Below are 18720 nucleotides of genomic sequence, written 5' to 3' on the forward strand. Positions count from 1 at the left end.
TTATCGATTGCAAAGATAGGTGGCAAACCCCAAGAGGATGTGGACTAATTGATAGAATACGTGTATTTTTTGTCATTTCTGTCTATTATTTGCACACTTCTCGTGTTTTTATGCAGAAAGTTCCTATCTTTGCACAAAATTTAACTATTAAAAGATATGAGTTATAACTTGTTGAAAGGAAAAAGAGGTATTATCTTCGGTGCTTTGAACGATCAGTCTATTGCCTGGAAAGTAGCAGAGCGTGCCGTAGAAGAAGGTGCAACTATTACATTATCAAATACTCCGATGGCTATCCGTATGGGAGAAGTCGACGCTTTGGCCCAGAAATTAAATTGCCAGGTTATTCCGGCAGATGCCACCAGCGTAGAAGATTTGCAAAATGTATTCAAGACCTCCATGGATATACTGGGTGGACAAATTGATTTTGTACTCCACTCTATCGGTATGTCTCCCAACGTGCGCAAAAAACGTACTTACGATGACCTTGACTATGGAATGTTGGATAAGACATTGGATATTTCAGCTGTTTCATTCCATAAAATGATTCAGTCGGCCAAGAAATTGAACGCTATTGCTGATTACGGTTCTATCGTTGCTTTGAGCTACGTGGCCGCGCAGCGTACTTTCTACGGCTACAATGATATGGCAGATGCTAAGGCATTGCTGGAATCTATTGCACGTAGCTTTGGTTACATCTACGGACGCGAACATAGCGTACGTGTGAACACTATCTCGCAGTCTCCTACATTTACTACTGCCGGTTCGGGCGTGAAGGGTATGGATAAACTGTTTGATTTCTCCAATCGTATGTCTCCGCTCGGAAATGCTACGGCTGACGAATGTGCCGATTATTGCATCGTGATGTTCTCCGATCTTACCCGTAAGGTAACTATGCAGAACTTATTCCATGACGGTGGATTTTCCAGTGTAGGTATGAGTCTTCGTGCCATGGCTACTTACGAGAAAGGACTCGATGAGTATATGGACGAAAATGGTAACATCATTTACGGATAAAAGATTATGAAACTACGGATCTCTCTTCTTATTATTTTAATTAGTATGCTTTTCGCCTCCTGCGGGATAAGCACGGGAAAGGGTACGGAGCAGAAGGAAGAGGAGATTTCTGTTCTAAGATATGATAAGCTGTTGAGCGAATACGTTCGCTCCAACAGCTTTTCTGCTATGCAGAAGTTGACGATGGACTACCGTATGCCGACGAAAATCCTGATTGAGGATGTATTGTCTATCGGTACGGTGAAAGATGATACCATTTCGCAACGTCTGCAGAAATTCTATTCGGATACGACTTTAGTCCGTTTGCTTAGCGATGTGGAAGCAAAGTACCCTAATCTGGATGAGGTGGAAAAAGGACTTAACAAAGGATTCCGGAAACTGAAGAAGGAAGTGCCTGATACAAAAGTGCCGTTTATCTATTCGCAAGTGTCTGCCTTCAACGAATCTATAATTTTGGTGGATTCTTTATTAGGAATCAGTCTTGATAAATATATGGGGGAAGATTATCCTCTTTATAAGCGTTTCTATTACGATTATCAATGTCGCTCGATGCGTCCGGAACGGATTGTGCCGGATTGTTTTGCTTTTTATCTTTTGAGCCGTTACGGAATGAACTATCATGAGGGTACTTGTTTGATTGACTTGATGATGCACTCCGGAAAAATCAACTACGTCGTGCAAAACTTATTAGGATATAGTGATATCGGCGAAGCGATGGGATATTCCAAGGAGGAAAACGACTGGTGTAAGGAGAATGAAAAGGAGATATGGAATTATATCTGTACCAACGATCATCTGCATGCACGAGACCCGATGGTGATCCGCTATTATATGAAGCCTGCTCCTGCTGTCGATATGTTGGGTGCTCAAGCTCCGGCATTGATCGGAACATGGATGGGAGCAAGAATCATCGCTTCTTATATGAAAAAGCATAAGGACATGAAACTGAAAGATCTCCTGGAATTTACTGATTATCATGTGATGTTAAGTGAATCCAACTATTTGGCTTCCTAAACTGTTGCATTTTTCAATTTTTAATTAGCTTCGCTCAAAACCTTATTTGATTTTTAATATTAAAGTATAGTCTTAATTCTCAATTTAAAAAGTGGAAACTGCCCTCTATTTGTTGCCCGTGACGTTAGGTGATACGTCTATTGAAAAGGTATTGCCTTCTTATAATAAGGAGATCATTTCTGGTATCCGGTATTTTATAGTCGAAGATGTTCGTTCTGCCCGTCGTTTCCTGAAAAAGGTGGACCGGGAGATTGATATTGATGCATTGACATTTTACCCGTTGAACAAGCATACTTCTCCTGATGATATTTCCGGTTATCTGCAACCTTTGGTAGGTGGAGCTTCAATGGGGGTTATCTCCGAAGCAGGTTGTCCGGCAGTAGCTGACCCGGGAGCGGATGTGGTTGCTATCGCACAACGTAAAAAGCTGAAAGTGGTTCCTTTGGTCGGACCTTCTTCCATTATCCTTTCCGTGATGGCTTCCGGTTTTAACGGGCAGAGTTTTGCGTTTCACGGTTATCTGCCGATTGAACCGGGAGAACGTGCCAAGAAACTAAAAGCACTGGAGCAGCGTGTGTATGCTGAAAATCAGACGCAACTTTTCATTGAGACGCCTTACCGAAATCATAAGATGGTAGAGGATATTTTGTTGAATTGCCGTCCTCAAACAAAGCTCTGTATCGCTGCCAATATTACTTGTGAAGGAGAATATATACAGACGCGTACAGTGAAGGACTGGAAAGGACACGTGCCCGATTTATCTAAGATTCCCTGTATTTTTCTCTTATATAAATAACGCCTTTCAGGTGTTCATATTCATCTTCGAAGCAACTGCTGAAGAAGCCTTTTCCTAAGTTCTCCTCTATCTGTTTGAAACTCCACAGCTTACTGTTTTTAAAGCGGGGAGTACAAAGGATGGAGTCGTCTTTGATATCGACAATGAATAGATAGATAAGACGGTTGGTCACTTCATTCTCGAAGTGATAAACGATATTGAATTCAGGTTTGATACCTTTTTCATGAGGAAAAGCATTGTTGATTAAGCGAGTGGCGCCTGCTTCCAGAGATTCTCCGTAGCGAAGATAACATTCCATGGGAATATCTACTTTCCCTCTATCCAGAATGGCTGTTGATGGTCTGTCGCAAAGGAATAACATTCCGTGAGTGGATATGGCAATTCTTATCACCGGATTGATGTATGCATTTTTGTAATTAACAGCTTCTATTGCAGGTGTTTTCCCGATCACGTCTCCTTCGGTATTCACAATAGGAACATATTCCGTGTGTGACATTAAATGATTGAAGAAACGGATGGCGATCTGATTGAACAGGATACTCATCAGAAAGACAGCAGGGGGGAACACTTTATAGAGTACAAACATGCTCGTCTTGCTCAACGGGTCTTGGAAAACGATGGTAATGCTGATTATAATAAAATGCAATATACCGAAGATCAAAGCGATACGGGCAGATACAACGGCTGCTTCTGCTCCCTGCGCATATAAACGTTTGTTGCAAGAACCTATCTGTTTTAAGAAATGGTTGATAAACCTTTTCTTATGCATGTAAAGACTTAGCATCGGAATGAGAATACTGACTTCCAGCGTAAGTGGAAGTGCACCGGGTGGAACGTAATCACCAGGAATGAGAGCTGCTACGGATAATAGTGCTAACACTCCGGTTGCTATATAGAGGATAAAATTAGGAATTAACAATCCCTTACGTCGATAAGAAAGGTATATACCTATAATACCTATGCCTGTACCGATGTAAATAGCCGTGTCTTGCGTTATAAGTTCACACAATAAAATGGAAATAATAACGGGGATAAAACCCAGCGACATGTTAAATGCGGAAGAAAGTGTTCCTTTATGAGCCATCTCTATATTTATGTTTATTTGTCGGTTCTATCAATAAAACAAATAGGGGATATGTTTTGTTTGCTAACGAATATGTTTCTCTGCATGGTAGGAGGAACGAACAAGGGGAGCGCTTTCTACGATGTTGAATCCTTTCTCTAAACCTACAGTTTTATATTCTGCAAATTGCTGCGGAGTGATGTATGCTGCAACGGGATAATGCCGGTGAGTCGGTTGAAGGTATTGGCCTATGGTAAGAATCTGGCAACCGGTTGCTAACAGATCATCCATCAATGTTTCGACTTCCTCCGGGGTCTCACCCAGTCCGACCATAATGCCGCTTTTAGATTTAACTCCCTTCCCGGAAATGTGTCTGATAACTTGCAAACTTGTATCATAATTTGCCGCGCTGCGCACTAGCGGACTAATGCGGCGTACGGTTTCCATATTGTGTGAAATAATGTCGGGGCGGGCTTCGATTATCAAATCTAACAACTTCATCCTGCCTTGAAAATCAGGAATGAGCACTTCGATTGTTGTTTGTGGATTCAGCCGTTTTATTTCCTGAATGGTACGTGCCCAATGTGCTGCTCCCAAATCCGGCAGATCATCCCGGTCTACGGATGTGATGACAGCATGATCCAGTTTCATCAGTGCGATGGATTCTGCTACATGGGTAGGTTCGTTTATGTCTAGCGGGTGCGGGCGGCCGGTTTGTGTGTTGCAGAATTTGCAACTGCGCGTACAGATGTCACCACCGATCATAAAGGTGGCAGTTCCTTTTCCCCAGCATTCCCCCATATTAGGGCAACGCCCACTGCTGCATATAGTATGCAAGCAGTGGGAGTCGACAATCCGTTTGGTTTCGGTGTATCGTTCGTTGGCACCGATATTAATTTTCAGCCATTCGGGCTTACGTACTCTGTCCGTCATTATAAGTTATTCAAGAAAAAGTTGGTCAACCGTGTGTATAGGTGTTGGCGGGTATTGCCACCGTATATTCCATGATTGCGGTTCGTGTACACTTGCATATCAAATTGTTTTCCAAGCTGAACCAACTGCTCGGCATATTCCACACAATTTTGGAAGTGCACATTGTCATCTGCCATGCCATGCACCAACAACAAGTTTCCATGCAGTTTGTCAGCACGGGTGAAGGCTGATGATTCCTTATATCCTTCCGCGTTCTCTTTCGGAGTACGCATGAAGCGTTCGGTGTAAATCGTATCATAGAAACGCCAGTCGGTGGGTGCAGCCACTGCTACTCCTGCTTTGAATACAGGCGTTCCTTCGCTCATGCTCATAAGAGTCATGTAGCCGCCGTAGCTCCAGCCCCAGATACCGATGCGATCTTTATCCACGTATGGTTGTTTGCCGAGATACAAGGCAGTCTCTACCTGATCTTTGGCTTCTTTGACTCCGATTTTCAGATAAGTGCATTTCTCAAAAGCTTCTCCACGACCTCCTGTGCCGCGACCGTCCACGCATACCACGATATAACCAAGGCTTGCCATGTATGTCTCCCAACTGATTCCCCAGGTATCTAATACCTGTTGAGAGCCCGGACCGCTATATTGATACATCAGTACCGGATATTTTTTGGATGCGGAAAAATTAACCGGTTTCATCATCCAGCCGTTCAACTTCACGCCATCTGTGGTTTGGAAAGTGAAGAATTCTTTTTGTGGCACAGCATATCCGGACAATGTTTGTTTCAATCCGTCATTGGTAATAAGCGTTTTGAGTGTTTTGCCCGAATTATCATTCAGTGTAACCAGCATCGGAGTATTCAAGTTGGAGAACTTGTTCATGTAATACTTCATCGATTTGCTGAAGAGCGGTGTATTGGTTCCTACCTGTTGGGATAGTTTGAGCTTCTTGCCTTTCTTGTCTATTTTATAGACAGCTTTGCGCAGAGGGCTTTCTTCATTGCTGGTGTAATAGAAAGAACCGTCTTCTTCATCATATCCCAGAAAATCTTTCACCTCAAACTTACCGTTAGTAACCTTTTTAATCAGATTACCTCCCATGCTGTACCAATAGAGGTGACTGTAACCGTCACGTTCGCTAAGCAGGCTGAAATATTCCGGATAGAACTGGATATTATCGAAAATATTCTCCTTTATGTAATAAGGAGACTCATCACGAAGTATAAGTTTGCAAAGTGTGGAACGAGGATCGGCAAAGTAAAGATCAAAACGGTCTTGATGGCGGTTCAATGTCATGATAGCCAGTTTATTGGCATCCTTTGTGAAACGGATACGCGGAATATATCCGTCTGCATCCAATGGGAGTTTCATTGTACGGGTGACATGTGATTTGATGTCATACGTGCGTACCTCTACTTTCGAATTCGGATATCCGGCTTTCGGATACTTGTATGTATATTCGCCCGGATAATCTTTTAAAGCATCAATGCGGGGTGCTTGTCCGGCAAATACCGGGAAAGAGTAGGAGGGAACTTCCGACTCGTCGAAACGGATAAAAGCAATCAGCGTATTGTCGGCGCTGAATTCCAAAGCGCGGTCGAAGCCGAACTCTTCTTCATACACCCAGTCAGGAATACCGTTGATTACCGAATTCTGTTTGCCATCTTCTGTGACCTGGCTTTCGCTGTTGCCGTAAAGCAACTTAACAAGAAATATGTTATTGTTGCGTACAAATGCAATCATGGTACCGTCCGGAGAAAAGACGGGGACCTGTTGAGGTCCACCGTCAGACAGCCGTTCAATAATGTTGTTTGTCGTAACGCCCTTATCATTTCGTTTCAAAGGGTAAATGTAATGTACAGCTGTGTATGAGTGCCTGTAAATAGGTGTTGTTTTAGTAGCAATCAGCAATTTCTGACCGTCGGGCGAGAATTGGTAACTGTCGAAGTTCTTGAAGTCACATTCGCGTGTGGTATTTACATCGAAAATCACTTCTACTTTCTCACCTGTCTTGAAAGAGTATTTAATGATTTGCGTGCCGTCAGCGTTCATCTGTGTGTAGTGTTCGCCATCAGGCATAGGGATTACTCCCTGAATATTTTCCGGGCGGAAACGTCCGGAGGTAATATCTTTTAAATCGAGTGCCTTTTGTCCTTGTGCCATTCCGGTCAGACAGAGAAGGCAGAGTAATAAAGTGATGCTGATCTTTTTCATCTGCGTTTATAATCGGTTTTGGTTTTAATTCGTACTTGCAAAAGTAACAATAAACTTAGATTCAACAAAGCCTGACCGATTTTTATATAGATTTGATAAGGATTATTGGGTGAGATTCAATATCTTTGTGAAAAGGACTTTAAACATTACCACTATGAATTCAAAAAGAAAAGACTTGCAATATGCTTCTGTCTTCTTATTGGCCGTGGCATTGACGTTCCTGATGGGGAAGGGTGATAATCTGTGGTTGGTGTCATGGGGTGACTTGATACCGAGTTTATTTGTACTGTTCATAGCAGGTGATTGTTTACATAGTTCCCTGCTTCGTATCAAACGTGGCGAAGAGGAGGGAGGAGCCCGGTGGAGTACTTGTTTCACTTTTCTGGTATTCAGCATTATTTTTATGGGCGACTTGTTCTTTATCGGCAACTTTATTGTCAATAAACTGTGGAGTTAAAAGAGATGTAAATGTTTTGTTCCATAGGTGTTTAATAGTGGGCTCTTCTTCTTAACTATAATTATAAAGATTGACGGAGGTACGCTAGTATCTCCGTTTCTTGTTCCGGGTGGAACCATTTTATTTCTTCATCTCTTTTGAACCAGGTCATCTGTTTACGCGAATAAATGCGGGAGTTTTGCTTGATTTTGTCTATAGCAAAGGAGAGTTCCCATTCTCCGTCCAGATATTTGAACAGTTCTTTATAGCCTACTGTATTGAGTGAATTGAGGTGACGATAGGGAAGTACGGAACGTACTTCTTCCAATAATCCTTCCTCCATCATCTGGTCTACCCGACGGTTGATACGGTCATAAAGTTCTTCCCGATCACGAGTCAGGCCGACTTTCAGAATACGGAAAGGACGCTGTTTTTTTTGTTGGGTGCGAAAAGAAGTATAAGTGCGTCCGGTCATATAGCAAATCTCCAACGCATGAATCACCCGCTTGGGATTCTTTAGGTCTACAATCCGGTAATATTCCGGATCTAACAAGCGAAGTTCTGCGCAGAGTTGTTCAAGGCCTTCCTCTTCATACTTTTGTAACATGAGTTGACGGGTTTCCGCATCAACGGTAGGAATATCGTCAATTCCCTTACAGATAGCGTCTACATACATCATTGAGCCACCAGTGAGAATCACGACTTCGTGTTGCGTGAATAATTTCTCCAGAATTTCCAGTGCTTCTGTTTCGTATTGGGCAGCGCTGTAATAGTCTGTGAGGTGGAGCGTGCCGACCAGTTGATGGGGGACACGTTTAAGTTGATCGGGAGTCGGAGCTGCCGTACCTATTTTTAATTCGGCATAAAGCTGTCTCGAATCGGCAGATACAATGCTTGTCTGAAATGTTTCTGCCAAGCGCAGGCTCAACTCTGTTTTCCCCACACCTGTAGGACCTATAAGAACAATGAGAGTAGGCATAGATTTTTAAGTATTAAGTATAGAAGTATTAAAGCGTACGGGACTAAAAAAATATTAGGTATTAACTGCCTGACACTACATAGCAATTAATACCTAATACTTGATATTTAATACTTAAAATTTTTCTTCTTCGTATGGGCTGCTAGTGTCACCACCTATGTCAAATCCTTCCTGATCGAAATCTTCCATGTCGAAGTCCTGGTCTCCATAGAAGTTTTCATCCAGATCAAGAGAACCTCCCGCAGCGGTCATTTCTTCAAAATCTACCGTTTGTTTAGGAGCATCTCCTGATTTCTTGGTACATTTGGCACCATTCATATCTTTTCCGGTAATAATTTCGGATAGTTCGATGAAGAAACAACGTTCTGTTATGTAATCGAATACATATAGCAGTTTCTGTTTTTCGTCTTCTACCAGTTCACTGATAGCAGTGTCTTTCATTACCCAGCTATCTATTTCCGGATTGTCGTCCATTTCTTCTAAGGTTACTTCTTTTCCTTTTTCCCAGTCGTCATCGCAGATAAAGAAAGAAGTCATCTGGTCGTTTGCGTACCCTACTGATTTCAGTATTGCTTCATGGAAGTCATAAAAAGTTGCTTCCGGATCAATTTGTATTTCTCTGACAAAATCGTCAACTTCATCAGATATGATAGTAAATCTGTATATCATAATATGACTATTTTGAACTGTTTATTTAATAATACCACGTTCTGAATTACGGATAAAATTGACTATATAGTCAATCTCCGGGCTCTTTTCGAATTCATCTTCTATTTTTTTCAATGCTTCTGTCGTGTTCAAACCACTTTGGTAGATGATACGATATGCATTGTGAATACTTTCGATCACTTCATTGGAGAAGCCACGACGGCGCAAGCCGATGATATTGATTCCGCTGAAAGCGATCGGTTCGCGTCCTGCAATGATGTAAGGAGGAATATCTTTACTGAAACGGCATCCGCCCTGAATCATTACATGACTGCCTACATGACAGAATTGATGCATCAATACATTGGCGCTGACAATCGCGTTATCATCAATGACGATTTCGCCTGCCATCTTGGTAGAGTTACCGATGATACATCCGTTACCAACCAATGCGTCGTGTGCTACGTGTACACCTTCCATCAATAAATTGTTATTTCCCACAATCGTGCGCCCTTTAGCTGCCGTACCACGGTTGATTGTTACATTTTCACGAATCAGATTATTATCTCCGATTTCGGCTGTCGATTCTTCACCGCGAAACTTGAGGTCCTGCGGAATGGCTCCGATAACGGCACCCGGAAAAATCGTGTTTCCGTTACCAATACGTGAACCGTATAAAATATTGGCGTTAGCCATAATTTTATTGTTGTCGCCGATAACTACGTTCTTATCTATAAATACAAAAGGCGCAATTTCTACATTTTCTCCGATCTTAGCTTCGGGATGGATATACGCTAAAGGACTTATCATGCTTTTAAATATCAATTATTACTTATTTTTTACTATTTGTGCCATGAATTCTGCTTCGCAAACAACTTTCTCGCCGACAAACGCATATCCTTTCATGGTAGAAATGCCACGGCGGATAGGTGCCAGCAGTTCTACACGAAAGATGATTGTATCTCCCGGCACTACTTTCTGACGGAATTTCACTCCATCTATTTTCATGAAATAGGTAGAATAACGTTCAGGATCATCTACGGAATTCAAGACGAGCAAGCCTCCGACTTGTGCCATTGCTTCCACTTGAAGTACTCCCGGCATAACGGGCTCCTGTGGAAAATGTCCCTGGAAGAAAGGTTCGTTGGCTGTGATATTTTTAATACCTACAATGTAGTTGGCACCAATTTCAATCACTTTGTCCACCAGTTGGAAAGGATAGCGGTGCGGTAACAATTCGCGGATACGGTTTACATCCATTATTGGTTCACGGTTACAGTCGTAACTTGGTGCCTGTATTTCGTGCAGACGGATTTCTTTCCGCATCTGACGGGCAAATTTATTGTTGATGGTGTGTCCCGGACGGGTAGCGATGATACGACCTTTAATCGGTTTTCCAATTAGAGCGAGGTCACCGATGACATCAAGCAGTTTGTGACGGGCACATTCATTGGGCCAAACTAACGGTTTGTGATTGATATAGCCTAACTGATCGGCATCCATGTGAGGTACTCCCATCACATCTGCCAACTTATCGAAGCTTTCCTGTGACATCTTGCGTTCGTAGATTACGATCGCATTGTCCAGGTCGCCACCTTTAATCAATCCGGCGGAGAGCAACGGCTCTATTTCACGAACAAAGACGAAAGTACGGCTGGCAGCCACTTCGTCTTTGAAATTATGCATATCTTCAAGGGTAGCAAACTGATTCGGGATAATAGTCGAATCGTAAGAAACCAGTACATTCAGACTGAAATTCTCGTCAGGTAGTACAATGATAGAAGAACCAGTCGTTTCATCCCGGAACTCAATTTTAGACTTGATAATATAAAAGTCTTTGACGGCATTTTGTTCTACTGTTCCTACACGTTCTATTTCTTGTACGTAATATTGTGCACTACCATCTAAAATAGGAAATTCCGGTCCGTTAACTTGGATCAGGCAGTTATCAATGCCCAATGCGTAAAGGGCTGCCATACCATGTTCAATGGTGCTTACTTTGACTCCATTTTTCGACAATACAGTACCACGGGTGGTTTCTGTTACATTGTCGGCTACTGCGTCGATAGTTGGTTGTCCTTCTACGTCAATGCGTTGGATTTTATATCCGTGATTGTCCGGAGCTGGATTGAATGTTACAGTGAGATCAAGTCCAGTGTGAAGACCTTTCCCGCTCAGTGAAAAGCTATCTTTCAGCGTTTTTTGTTTCAGCATTGGTTACTTATTTACTTATTTAATAGTTGTTTTAATTCTTCTACTTCTTTGCGCAAGTTACGCAGTTCTTTCTGCATATCCGGCAGGCTTCTTTGTGCAATGGATGATTTGAAATATTGCTTCAGTTCCATAGGAGGAGTTCCGATAAGCTGGCTACCGGACTTGATGTCTCCCGGCACACCTGATTGTGCGCCTAATCCAACTTTATCTCCTATTTTAGCATGTCCTGCAATACCTACCTGACCACCGATCATACACCATTCACCCACTTTGGTAGAACCGGCAATTCCGGCTTGCGCAGCCATAACGGTATGCGAACCTATTTCATCATTGTGTGCTATTTGTATCAGATTGTCTAACTTGACACCGCTGTGTACTACCGTAGCTCCCATTGTAGCACGGTCTACACACGTATTAGCACCTATATCTACTTTATCTTCCAGAATGACAATTCCGATTTGCGGAATCTTATCGTAGCCGTTCGGAGTGGGAGCAAAGCCAAATCCGTCAGCTCCGATCACTGCACCCGAATGAAGGATACATTCATTACCTATGCGGCAATCATGATAAACATTTACATTGGAGTAAAGCAGGCAACTGTTGCCTATCTTCACGCCATCTCCAACGAAAGTGTGCGGGTAAATTTGAGTATTATCTCCAATCACGGTATTTTCGCCGATATAGGCAAAAGCACCGATGTATACATTCTCACCAATTTTGGCGCTGGGTGCAACGAAAGCTAATGAATCTATACCTTGTTTCTTAGGCTTGCTCATCTCATAAAGATTGAGCAATTTAGCCAGACTTTCGTATGCATTGTCTACTTTGATAAGAGTAGCTTTAATTTCGTGTTCGGGAGTGAAGTCCTTATTAACCAGGACAATGCTTGATTGTGTCTCGTAGATGTAAGGTGTATATTTGGGATTTGACAGGAAAGAAATTGCTCCGGGCATTCCCTCTTCAATTTTAGCGAATGTGTGTACCGTAGCGTTTTCGTCTCCAATGATTTCCCCTTGGATAAATGCTGCAATTTGCTTAGCCGAGAACTCCATGTCTTTTATTTAAAATTTAATTAGTTCACAAATAACGGATTTTTTTTTCAGATTTCCGTGTTATTGCATGAATATTTTATACTTATCTGTGTAATCTCTGATAGCAGAGATAGTATTTCTTTACCTTTTTGGACAATAATGAGATGTTCAGCATGTCCGATGCTTCGGCAATATTTTTGATAGTGCCGTCTTTGTAGATAATATCAATACTGTCATCTGCCGGGTCATACATATTCTTTTCGATGCTGGGGGTAGAGACAAAATAGTTCGCTTCGGAAAGGGTTATGCCTAGTTGCTGGCTGATGTGCAAAGTTAATTCTTTTTTTCTGTCCTCACTAATAGGTTCCGACGAAATTTCCACTTTAAAGATATTTCGGTTTATCATTCCCGTGCTTAAAGTGGAAAGTACTTTATCGGTGTGGGTGCTCCACACTTTCAAGGCTGTCCATATATCGTTGTCGTCCAGCTGGATAAAATTCTCCAGACAGTCGGGGTTGTTATAGAATTCCGTAGGATTGATATCATTGTAAAGGAAAAAACGTAATGCGGGTGATGCAAATAGTTCCACTCCTTGTGAAGCCAGTTCTTTGGCACGCAATAGAGTACTAATCAGCATCTTTTCGTATGCCACGGACGTCTTATGCAGGTATACTTGCCAGTACATCAGGCGGCGTGCCGTGAGGAAATTCTCGATAGAATAGATCCCTTTGGATTCGACAACCAAACGGTCATCCGCTACATCAAGCATTTTGATGATTCGGGCAGAGCCGATGTTACCTTCCGTTACGCCTGTATAAAAGCTATCGCGGCGAAGATAATCAAGTCGGTCCATATCCAACTGACCGCTTACGAGTTGATGCAGAAAGCGTTTCGGGTATTCGTCCTTGAAGATTTGAATGGCAAGACTTAGCTGGCCGTTCATCTCTTTGTTCATCCGTTCCATCAACATGAGAGAAATCTCTTCGTGTGAGACTCCTTTTACAATCGTGTCTTCCAGCACATGCGAGAAAGGACCGTGTCCTATATCATGCAACAGGATGGCGGCCTGCACGGCTTCCGCTTCACTATCAAAGATAAAATTGCCTTTGGAGGCCAGTTGGGTGATAGCTTCACTCATTAAGTGAAAAGCACCTAAGGAGTGTTGGAAGCGGGTGTGTTGCGCACCGGGGTACACAACAGATGACAATCCTACTTGCTTGATGCGGGTAAGACGCTGCAAAAGGGGATGCCGTACTATATCGTACAGTAACCCCTTTGGAATATTGATGAACCCGAATACGGGGTCGTTAATTATCTTTCTTTCGTAAGGCATTCGTTTTCTTTAGAGATCCTTTTTCCCTTTTCAGAGAATTGCTTTGAGTTGTTCAGCCATTTGTGCTTGCACTTCTTGTGCGGCGGTGCGGGCAGCTTCTGCAAATTTCTCTGTTTTATCTACGTAGATAATACCACGCGACGAGTTAACAATCAATCCGCATGTACTGTTCATACCATATTTGCAAACTTCTTCGAGTGAACCGCCTTGTGCTCCCACGCCTGGTACGAGAAGGAAATGGTTCGGGACAATCTTGCGGATGTCCTCAAAAGCACGTCCTTGAGTAGCACCTACCACATACATCATGCGGTCATCGCCAGCCCATTCCTGTGATTTGCGTAATACTTTCTCGAACAGACGTTCGCCGTTTACGTCTTCTGTCAATTGGAAGTCATGAGATCCTTTGTTGGAAGTCAATGCCAACAGGATCACCCATTTGCCTTCGTAGGTAAGGAACGGAGTAACGCTGTCTTCACCCATGTAGGGGGCTACTGTTACAGAGTCGATATCCAATTCTTCAAAGAATGTGCGGGCATACATTGCAGAAGTATTTCCGATGTCACCACGCTTTGCGTCAGCGATGATGAATTGATCCGGATAGTTATCTTTGATATATTTTACTGTCTTTTCGAATGCGATCCATCCTTTTACACCCATGCTTTCATAGAAAGCCAGATTGGGTTTGTAGGCGATACACAAATCAGCTGTCGCGTCAATGATTGCTTTGTTGAATGCGAAGATCGGATCTTCTTCTTTCAACAGATGTTCCGGGATTTTCTTGATGTCAGTATCAAGTCCTACACAAAGGAATGATTTTTTGCGCTTTATGTTTTCAAATAATTGTTGCTTATCCATCTTGTTATTTACTATTTTGCAATTTACTATTTACTATTTTAAGAAACCGTTCTCAACTCTCAATTCTCAACTCTCCACTTCTCTAAAGTTCGCTTTCTTTCAGGCGTTCTGCATTTTCCGCTACGATCAGATGGTCGATACAATCCTGGATGTCTCCGTCCATGAAGGCTGCCAGATTATAGATTGTATAGTTGATGCGGTGGTCGGTGATACGTCCTTGGGGATAGTTGTAAGTTCGTATTTTGGCTGAACGGTCTCCGGTAGATACCATTGTCTTACGTTTGGAGGCAATGTCATCGATATATTTCTGATGTTCTTTGTCGTAGATAAAAGTACGGAGACGGGCCAAGGCGCGCTCTTTGTTTTTCGGCTGGTCGCGTGTCTCGGTACATTCGATAAGGATTTCTTCGGCAATACCGGTGTTCGGGTTCTTCCAGATATAGCGCAGACGTACTCCGGATTCTACCTTGTTTACATTCTGTCCGCCGGCACCGCCGCTTCGGAAAGTGTCCCATTTGATTTCTCCTTCGTTGATGACTACATCGAATTCTTCAGCTTCGGGAAGCACGGCCACGGATGCGGCTGAAGTGTGAACACGTCCTTGCGTTTCCGTCGCAGGAACACGCTGTACGCGGTGTACTCCCGATTCGTATTTTAAAATTCCATATACATTATCGCCTGTCACACTACAAACAATTTCTTTGAATCCACCGGCTGTTCCTTCGTTCGCATTGGAAACTTCCATTTTCCAACCTTTGGTTTCACAGAATTTGGCATACATACGGAAGAGGTCGCCGGCAAAGATAGCTGCTTCGTCGCCTCCTGCACCTCCGCGGATTTCGAGAATAGCGTTCTTGCTGTCTTGCGGGTCGGCAGGAACAAGCATCAGTTTGATTTCTTCTTCCAATACCGGAAGGCGCTCTTGACTATTGTCCATTTCTTCTTTCGCCATTTCGCGCATTTCAGCGTCCGATTCATTGGCAAGGATATTTTTAGCTTCTTCAATATTACCCAGTAATTGGATATATTCTTTCCTTGCTTTCATCAAGTCGTCTAATTCTTTATATTCTTTAGTCAACTTGACATAACGTTTCTGATCGGCAATCACTGACGGGTCTGTGATAAGGGTAGATATTTCTTCAAAACGGGCTACGAGTCCGTCTAATTTTTCTAGTATGGTACTATTGTCTGCCATTCTTTAATATCTAAATTCTCCGAATTCGCTCTTAATGATTAATTCTGTTTGCTCGCATGCTTCAACACGTCCTACAATCTGTGCCGGAATACCGAATGACTCGGAAATAGCTATTACTTCTTCTGCATGTTCCGGTGACAGATAAACTTCGAGGCGATGTCCCATATTGAATACCTTGTACATTTCTGCCCAGTCCGTACCGCTTTGTTCCTGGATCGTTTTGAATAAAGGAGGAACAGGGAAAAGATTATCTTTTACTACACGTACGTTTTCTACAAAATGCAGAACTTTAGTTTGTGCACCACCGGAGCAGTGTACCATTCCGTGGATTTCCGGACGCAATGCATCAAGTAATTTTTTGACTACCGGTGCGTATGTACGAGTAGGAGAGAGTACTAACTTACCTGCATCAATCGGAGAATCTTCTACGCTGTCTGTTAGTTTTAACTTACCGGAATAAACTAACTCTTCAGGAACTGCAGCATCATAGCTTTCCGGATATTTTTCAGCAAGATATTTGCCGAATACGTCGTGACGGGCACTCGTCAAACCGTTGCTACCCATACCGCCATTGTATTCTTTTTCGTAAGTAGCTTGTCCGTAAGAAGCCAACCCAACGATCACGTCACCCGGACGGATATTGGCATTGTCGATAACGTCTGAACGTTTCATACGGCAAGTTACGGTAGAGTCAACGATGATGGTACGTACCAAATCGCCGACATCAGCAGTTTCACCACCGGTTGCATATACGCCTACACCCATTTCGCGGAGTTCGGCTAGTAATTCATCTGTTCCGTTGATGATGGCGGAGATTACTTCTCCCGGAATCAACAGTTTGTTACGTCCAATGGTAGAAGAAACAAGGATATTGTCTACGGCACCTACACAAAGCAGGTCGTCGATATTCATAATCAATGCATCCTGTGCAATACCTTTCCAAACGGATAAGTCACCCGTTTCTTTCCAGTACATATAAGCAAGAGATGATTTGGTTCCGGCACCATCGGCATGCATAATGTTGCAATATTCCGGGTCACCTCCCAATATATCGGGAATAATTTTACAGAATGCTTTCGGGAAGATTCCTTTGTCGATGTTCTTGATGGCGTTGTGCACATCTTCTTTTGATGCGCTTACTCCACGCATCATGTATCGTTGATTACTCATGAGTTATAGAATTATTTTGTATACGGCTGCAAAAGTACAGCTTTTTTTTGGTACAGCCAACTAGGTACTAGTAAATGTTAATCATTAACTTTTATACTTTAGAATATTCTATTGAAAAGGAGAAAAATAATAGAAAATTAAGAGTTAAATTCATAATAATGAAAACTATGAATTTAACTCTTAATATAGAAGTGTTTTATCTAATGAAAAAATGCCGAGATAAATATCTCAGATGATATCAAGTATCTTTTTGGGTAAATCAAATCTTTTTTAGAATTCTACCTTCGGAGCTTTCTCGCTTCCTTCTTCTGCTTCAAAATATGCTTTCTTATCGAAGCCGAACATTCCTGCAAAGATATTCTTCGGGAAACGGCGGATATTGGTGTTATAAGCTTGTGCAGCATCATTGAAGTTTTTGCGTGCTACATTGATACGATTTTCCGTTCCTTCCAGTTGAGCTTGAAGTTCCAGGAAGTTCTGGTTAGCTTTCAGGTCCGGATAATTCTCGGTGATGGCTAATAACTTGCCCAATGCTGATGTTACAGCACCTTGTGCCTTTTGGTATTGCGCCAGCTTTTCCGGTGTCAGGTCGGCAGCATCTACTTTGATTTGAGTAGCCTGGCTACGTGCGGCAACAACTCCTTCCAATGTTTCCTTTTCATGTGTCGCATATCCTTTCACTGTGTTTACCAAGTTAGGAATCAGGTCGGCACGACGTTGATATTGAGTTTCTACATTTGCCCATTGACCACTTACATTCTCGTCCATAGTAACCAGACCGTTATATACACTTACTGCCCATATAACAAGGATAGCCACAACGGCTAAGATGATAATAATTGACTTCTTCATGTTTCTTGTTTTTATAGAATTTGATAATTTGTTTTTTTTACTTGTTTTCTTTAGAAACGAGAACCGGCACCACCGCCTCCGCCCATTCCTCCGCCGAAGCTGCCCCCACCGAAGCCGCCTCCGCTTCCGAAACTGCCTCCGCCAAAGCCGCCGATAAATGGACCGCCTCCGCCACCTCCCCGGTGATGGTAGTCATTATCATAACTTTGCTGGCGACGTATGATGGTATGTCCGCAGTTTCTACATGTATAGGTGACATCTTCGGTCTTCACTCCATTAATCCGGGATACGACTCTGCTTCCGCTTCTCTGCAATTGATGTTTACCACAATTCGGACAGCGACTTTGTTTGCGTGCCGAAAAGAAAGCAAGACCTCCGCCAATGGCGATAAAACAAAGGATGGCAAGAATAAAATCAAAAGAACCACCGTCATTCGAATCGGAGAGAGCATCATTTTCCATCGAACCGTCGAGCCGCTGGCAAGTCGCTTTTAGACCAGCCACCATTCCTGCATCCCAATTCCCATCTTTGAGGTAAGGAATCATATATCTTGTTTGAATCCTTTTGCAGATAGCATCAGGAAGTACTCCTTCCAGACCATAACCGGTATAGAACTGTATACAGCGTTGATCGGTGACTAATAAAATGACCAATCCATTGTTTTTGCCTTTTTTTCCTACACCCCATTTATTAAGCAGCTGATGACAGAAGTCGAAACAATCTTCTTCTCCAATTGAGGGAACTACGGCAACCACTGTTTCAATTCCTGTTTGTTGTTCCAAGGCATAAAGCATGGAGTCTATACTGTCACAAGCAGCCTGTGAAAGTATGCCGGCCGGGTTGCAAACATATTGCATTTTGTTTTGCAGGTGAACTTTCGGAAGGTTGTCTACCGTATATACTTTCTCTTGAGCTTGTAGTGGGAACAGAAGAAAAGTTGCTAGTATAAAAGTTAATATTGATTTCATAACGCTTGT

At 42.6% G+C, this 18720-nt stretch carries 18 protein-coding genes; 4 read left to right on the forward strand and 14 right to left on the reverse strand.

The features are described 5' to 3' along the window. The first annotated feature begins 156 nt into the window (after positions 1-156). The 3 genes from LPH68_RS02290 to LPH68_RS02300 all read left to right on the forward strand — a co-directional run bounded on the left by LPH68_RS02290 (position 157) and on the right by LPH68_RS02300 (position 2824). Positions 157-1014, forward strand: a complete 858-nt coding sequence (locus LPH68_RS02290; RefSeq protein WP_004301687.1) for an enoyl-ACP reductase — start codon at positions 157-159, stop codon at positions 1012-1014. A gap of 6 nt (positions 1015-1020) precedes the next feature. Then, entirely contained in the window at positions 1021-2028 is a 1008-nt protein-coding gene (locus LPH68_RS02295; protein WP_008020785.1) for a hypothetical protein, read from the forward strand. A gap of 91 nt (positions 2029-2119) precedes the next feature. After that, the gene (locus LPH68_RS02300; RefSeq protein ID WP_008645497.1) at positions 2120-2824 is read left to right on the forward strand and encodes an SAM-dependent methyltransferase; all 705 of its coding nucleotides are present in this window, start codon (positions 2120-2122) and stop codon (positions 2822-2824) included. On the opposite strand, the gene LPH68_RS02305 is transcribed toward LPH68_RS02300, so the two are convergent. The 3 genes from LPH68_RS02305 to LPH68_RS02315 form a co-directional block, all read right to left on the reverse strand. Beyond that, positions 2790-3908, reverse strand: a complete 1119-nt coding sequence (locus tag LPH68_RS02305) for a hypothetical protein (RefSeq protein WP_151923289.1) — start codon at positions 3906-3908, stop codon at positions 2790-2792. The two genes, LPH68_RS02300 and LPH68_RS02305, sit on opposite strands and share 35 nt — an antisense overlap. Positions 3909-3971: 63 nt before the next feature. Then, a complete protein-coding gene (gene lipA, locus LPH68_RS02310) occupies positions 3972-4820 on the reverse strand; it encodes a lipoyl synthase (RefSeq protein WP_151923290.1) in 849 nt (282 codons plus the stop codon). Further along, positions 4820-7030 (reverse strand): S9 family peptidase, encoded by a 2211-nt coding sequence (locus LPH68_RS02315; RefSeq protein WP_230296846.1) that lies wholly within the window; start codon positions 7028-7030, stop codon positions 4820-4822. The genes lipA and LPH68_RS02315 overlap by 1 nt, the downstream gene beginning before the upstream one ends. A gap of 154 nt (positions 7031-7184) precedes the next feature. Here LPH68_RS02315 and LPH68_RS02320 point away from each other — a divergent pair, with 154 nt between their 5' ends. Continuing rightward, positions 7185-7487, forward strand: coding sequence for a hypothetical protein (locus LPH68_RS02320; protein ID WP_004301693.1), 303 nt, complete (start codon positions 7185-7187; stop codon positions 7485-7487). Between the two features lie 61 nt (positions 7488-7548). On the opposite strand, the gene miaA is transcribed toward LPH68_RS02320, so the two are convergent. The 11 genes from miaA to LPH68_RS02375 form a co-directional block, all read right to left on the reverse strand. Further along, entirely contained in the window at positions 7549-8445 is an 897-nt protein-coding gene (gene miaA / locus LPH68_RS02325; protein WP_004308534.1) for a tRNA (adenosine(37)-N6)-dimethylallyltransferase MiaA, read from the reverse strand. A 114-nt stretch (positions 8446-8559) separates the two neighbouring features. Next, positions 8560-9114, reverse strand: a complete 555-nt coding sequence (locus LPH68_RS02330; RefSeq protein ID WP_004308535.1) for a hypothetical protein — start codon at positions 9112-9114, stop codon at positions 8560-8562. A 21-nt stretch (positions 9115-9135) separates the two neighbouring features. Beyond that, on the reverse strand, positions 9136-9903 hold the full coding sequence (lpxA, locus tag LPH68_RS02335) for an acyl-ACP--UDP-N-acetylglucosamine O-acyltransferase (protein WP_004320906.1): 768 nt from the start codon (positions 9901-9903) through the stop codon (positions 9136-9138). 18 nt (positions 9904-9921) lie between these two features. Beyond that, the gene (locus LPH68_RS02340; RefSeq protein WP_004301699.1) at positions 9922-11307 is read right to left on the reverse strand and encodes a bifunctional UDP-3-O-[3-hydroxymyristoyl] N-acetylglucosamine deacetylase/3-hydroxyacyl-ACP dehydratase; all 1386 of its coding nucleotides are present in this window, start codon (positions 11305-11307) and stop codon (positions 9922-9924) included. An 11-nt stretch (positions 11308-11318) separates the two neighbouring features. After that, complete coding sequence (gene lpxD, locus LPH68_RS02345) at positions 11319-12359, reverse strand: UDP-3-O-(3-hydroxymyristoyl)glucosamine N-acyltransferase (protein WP_004320905.1); 1041 nt, start codon at positions 12357-12359, stop codon at positions 11319-11321. A gap of 82 nt (positions 12360-12441) precedes the next feature. After that, positions 12442-13671, reverse strand: coding sequence for an HD domain-containing protein (locus LPH68_RS02350; protein WP_004308539.1), 1230 nt, complete (start codon positions 13669-13671; stop codon positions 12442-12444). A gap of 30 nt (positions 13672-13701) precedes the next feature. Then, positions 13702-14526 (reverse strand): orotidine-5'-phosphate decarboxylase, encoded by an 825-nt coding sequence (pyrF, locus tag LPH68_RS02355; RefSeq protein ID WP_004301706.1) that lies wholly within the window; start codon positions 14524-14526, stop codon positions 13702-13704. An 82-nt stretch (positions 14527-14608) separates the two neighbouring features. Beyond that, positions 14609-15721, reverse strand: a complete 1113-nt coding sequence (gene prfA / locus LPH68_RS02360; RefSeq protein WP_008020796.1) for a peptide chain release factor 1 — start codon at positions 15719-15721, stop codon at positions 14609-14611. Between the two features lie 3 nt (positions 15722-15724). Next, positions 15725-16891 carry an AIR synthase-related protein gene (locus LPH68_RS02365; protein WP_004320904.1) on the reverse strand — a complete coding sequence of 389 codons (1167 nt, stop codon included), beginning with the start codon at positions 16889-16891 and terminating at the stop codon, positions 15725-15727. A 270-nt stretch (positions 16892-17161) separates the two neighbouring features. Further along, the gene (locus LPH68_RS02370; protein ID WP_004304537.1) at positions 17162-17743 is read right to left on the reverse strand and encodes a LemA family protein; all 582 of its coding nucleotides are present in this window, start codon (positions 17741-17743) and stop codon (positions 17162-17164) included. A gap of 50 nt (positions 17744-17793) precedes the next feature. Then, positions 17794-18711 carry a YgcG family protein gene (locus LPH68_RS02375; RefSeq protein WP_087323857.1) on the reverse strand — a complete coding sequence of 306 codons (918 nt, stop codon included), beginning with the start codon at positions 18709-18711 and terminating at the stop codon, positions 17794-17796. Positions 18712-18720 lie beyond the last annotated feature (9 nt).

The organism is Bacteroides sp. 1_1_30 (genome assembly GCF_020982715.1).
Lineage (GTDB): Bacteria > Bacteroidota > Bacteroidia > Bacteroidales > Bacteroidaceae > Bacteroides > Bacteroides xylanisolvens.

Bases quoted from the DNA above. Each gene is read 5' to 3' on its own strand.
- LPH68_RS02290 (WP_004301687.1), top strand. From the start codon at position 157: ATGAGTTATAACTTGTTGAAAGGAAAAAGAGGTATTATCTTCGGTGCT.
- LPH68_RS02295 (WP_008020785.1), top strand. From the start codon at position 1,021: ATGAAACTACGGATCTCTCTTCTTATTATTTTAATTAGTATGCTTTTC.
- LPH68_RS02305 (WP_151923289.1), bottom strand. From the start codon at position 3,908: ATGGCTCATAAAGGAACACTTTCTTCCGCATTTAACATGTCGCTGGGT.
- lipA (WP_151923290.1), bottom strand. From the start codon at position 4,820: ATGACGGACAGAGTACGTAAGCCCGAATGGCTGAAAATTAATATCGGT.
- LPH68_RS02315 (WP_230296846.1), bottom strand. From the start codon at position 7,030: ATGAAAAAGATCAGCATCACTTTATTACTCTGCCTTCTCTGTCTGACC.
- LPH68_RS02320 (WP_004301693.1), top strand. From the start codon at position 7,185: ATGAATTCAAAAAGAAAAGACTTGCAATATGCTTCTGTCTTCTTATTG.
- miaA (WP_004308534.1), bottom strand. From the start codon at position 8,445: ATGCCTACTCTCATTGTTCTTATAGGTCCTACAGGTGTGGGGAAAACA.
- LPH68_RS02330 (WP_004308535.1), bottom strand. From the start codon at position 9,114: ATGATATACAGATTTACTATCATATCTGATGAAGTTGACGATTTTGTC.
- lpxA (WP_004320906.1), bottom strand. From the start codon at position 9,903: ATGATAAGTCCTTTAGCGTATATCCATCCCGAAGCTAAGATCGGAGAA.
- LPH68_RS02340 (WP_004301699.1), bottom strand. From the start codon at position 11,307: ATGCTGAAACAAAAAACGCTGAAAGATAGCTTTTCACTGAGCGGGAAA.
- lpxD (WP_004320905.1), bottom strand. From the start codon at position 12,359: ATGGAGTTCTCGGCTAAGCAAATTGCAGCATTTATCCAAGGGGAAATC.
- LPH68_RS02350 (WP_004308539.1), bottom strand. From the start codon at position 13,671: ATGCCTTACGAAAGAAAGATAATTAACGACCCCGTATTCGGGTTCATC.
- pyrF (WP_004301706.1), bottom strand. From the start codon at position 14,526: ATGGATAAGCAACAATTATTTGAAAACATAAAGCGCAAAAAATCATTC.
- prfA (WP_008020796.1), bottom strand. From the start codon at position 15,721: ATGGCAGACAATAGTACCATACTAGAAAAATTAGACGGACTCGTAGCC.
- LPH68_RS02365 (WP_004320904.1), bottom strand. From the start codon at position 16,891: ATGAGTAATCAACGATACATGATGCGTGGAGTAAGCGCATCAAAAGAA.
- LPH68_RS02370 (WP_004304537.1), bottom strand. From the start codon at position 17,743: ATGAAGAAGTCAATTATTATCATCTTAGCCGTTGTGGCTATCCTTGTT.
- LPH68_RS02375 (WP_087323857.1), bottom strand. From the start codon at position 18,711: ATGAAATCAATATTAACTTTTATACTAGCAACTTTTCTTCTGTTCCCA.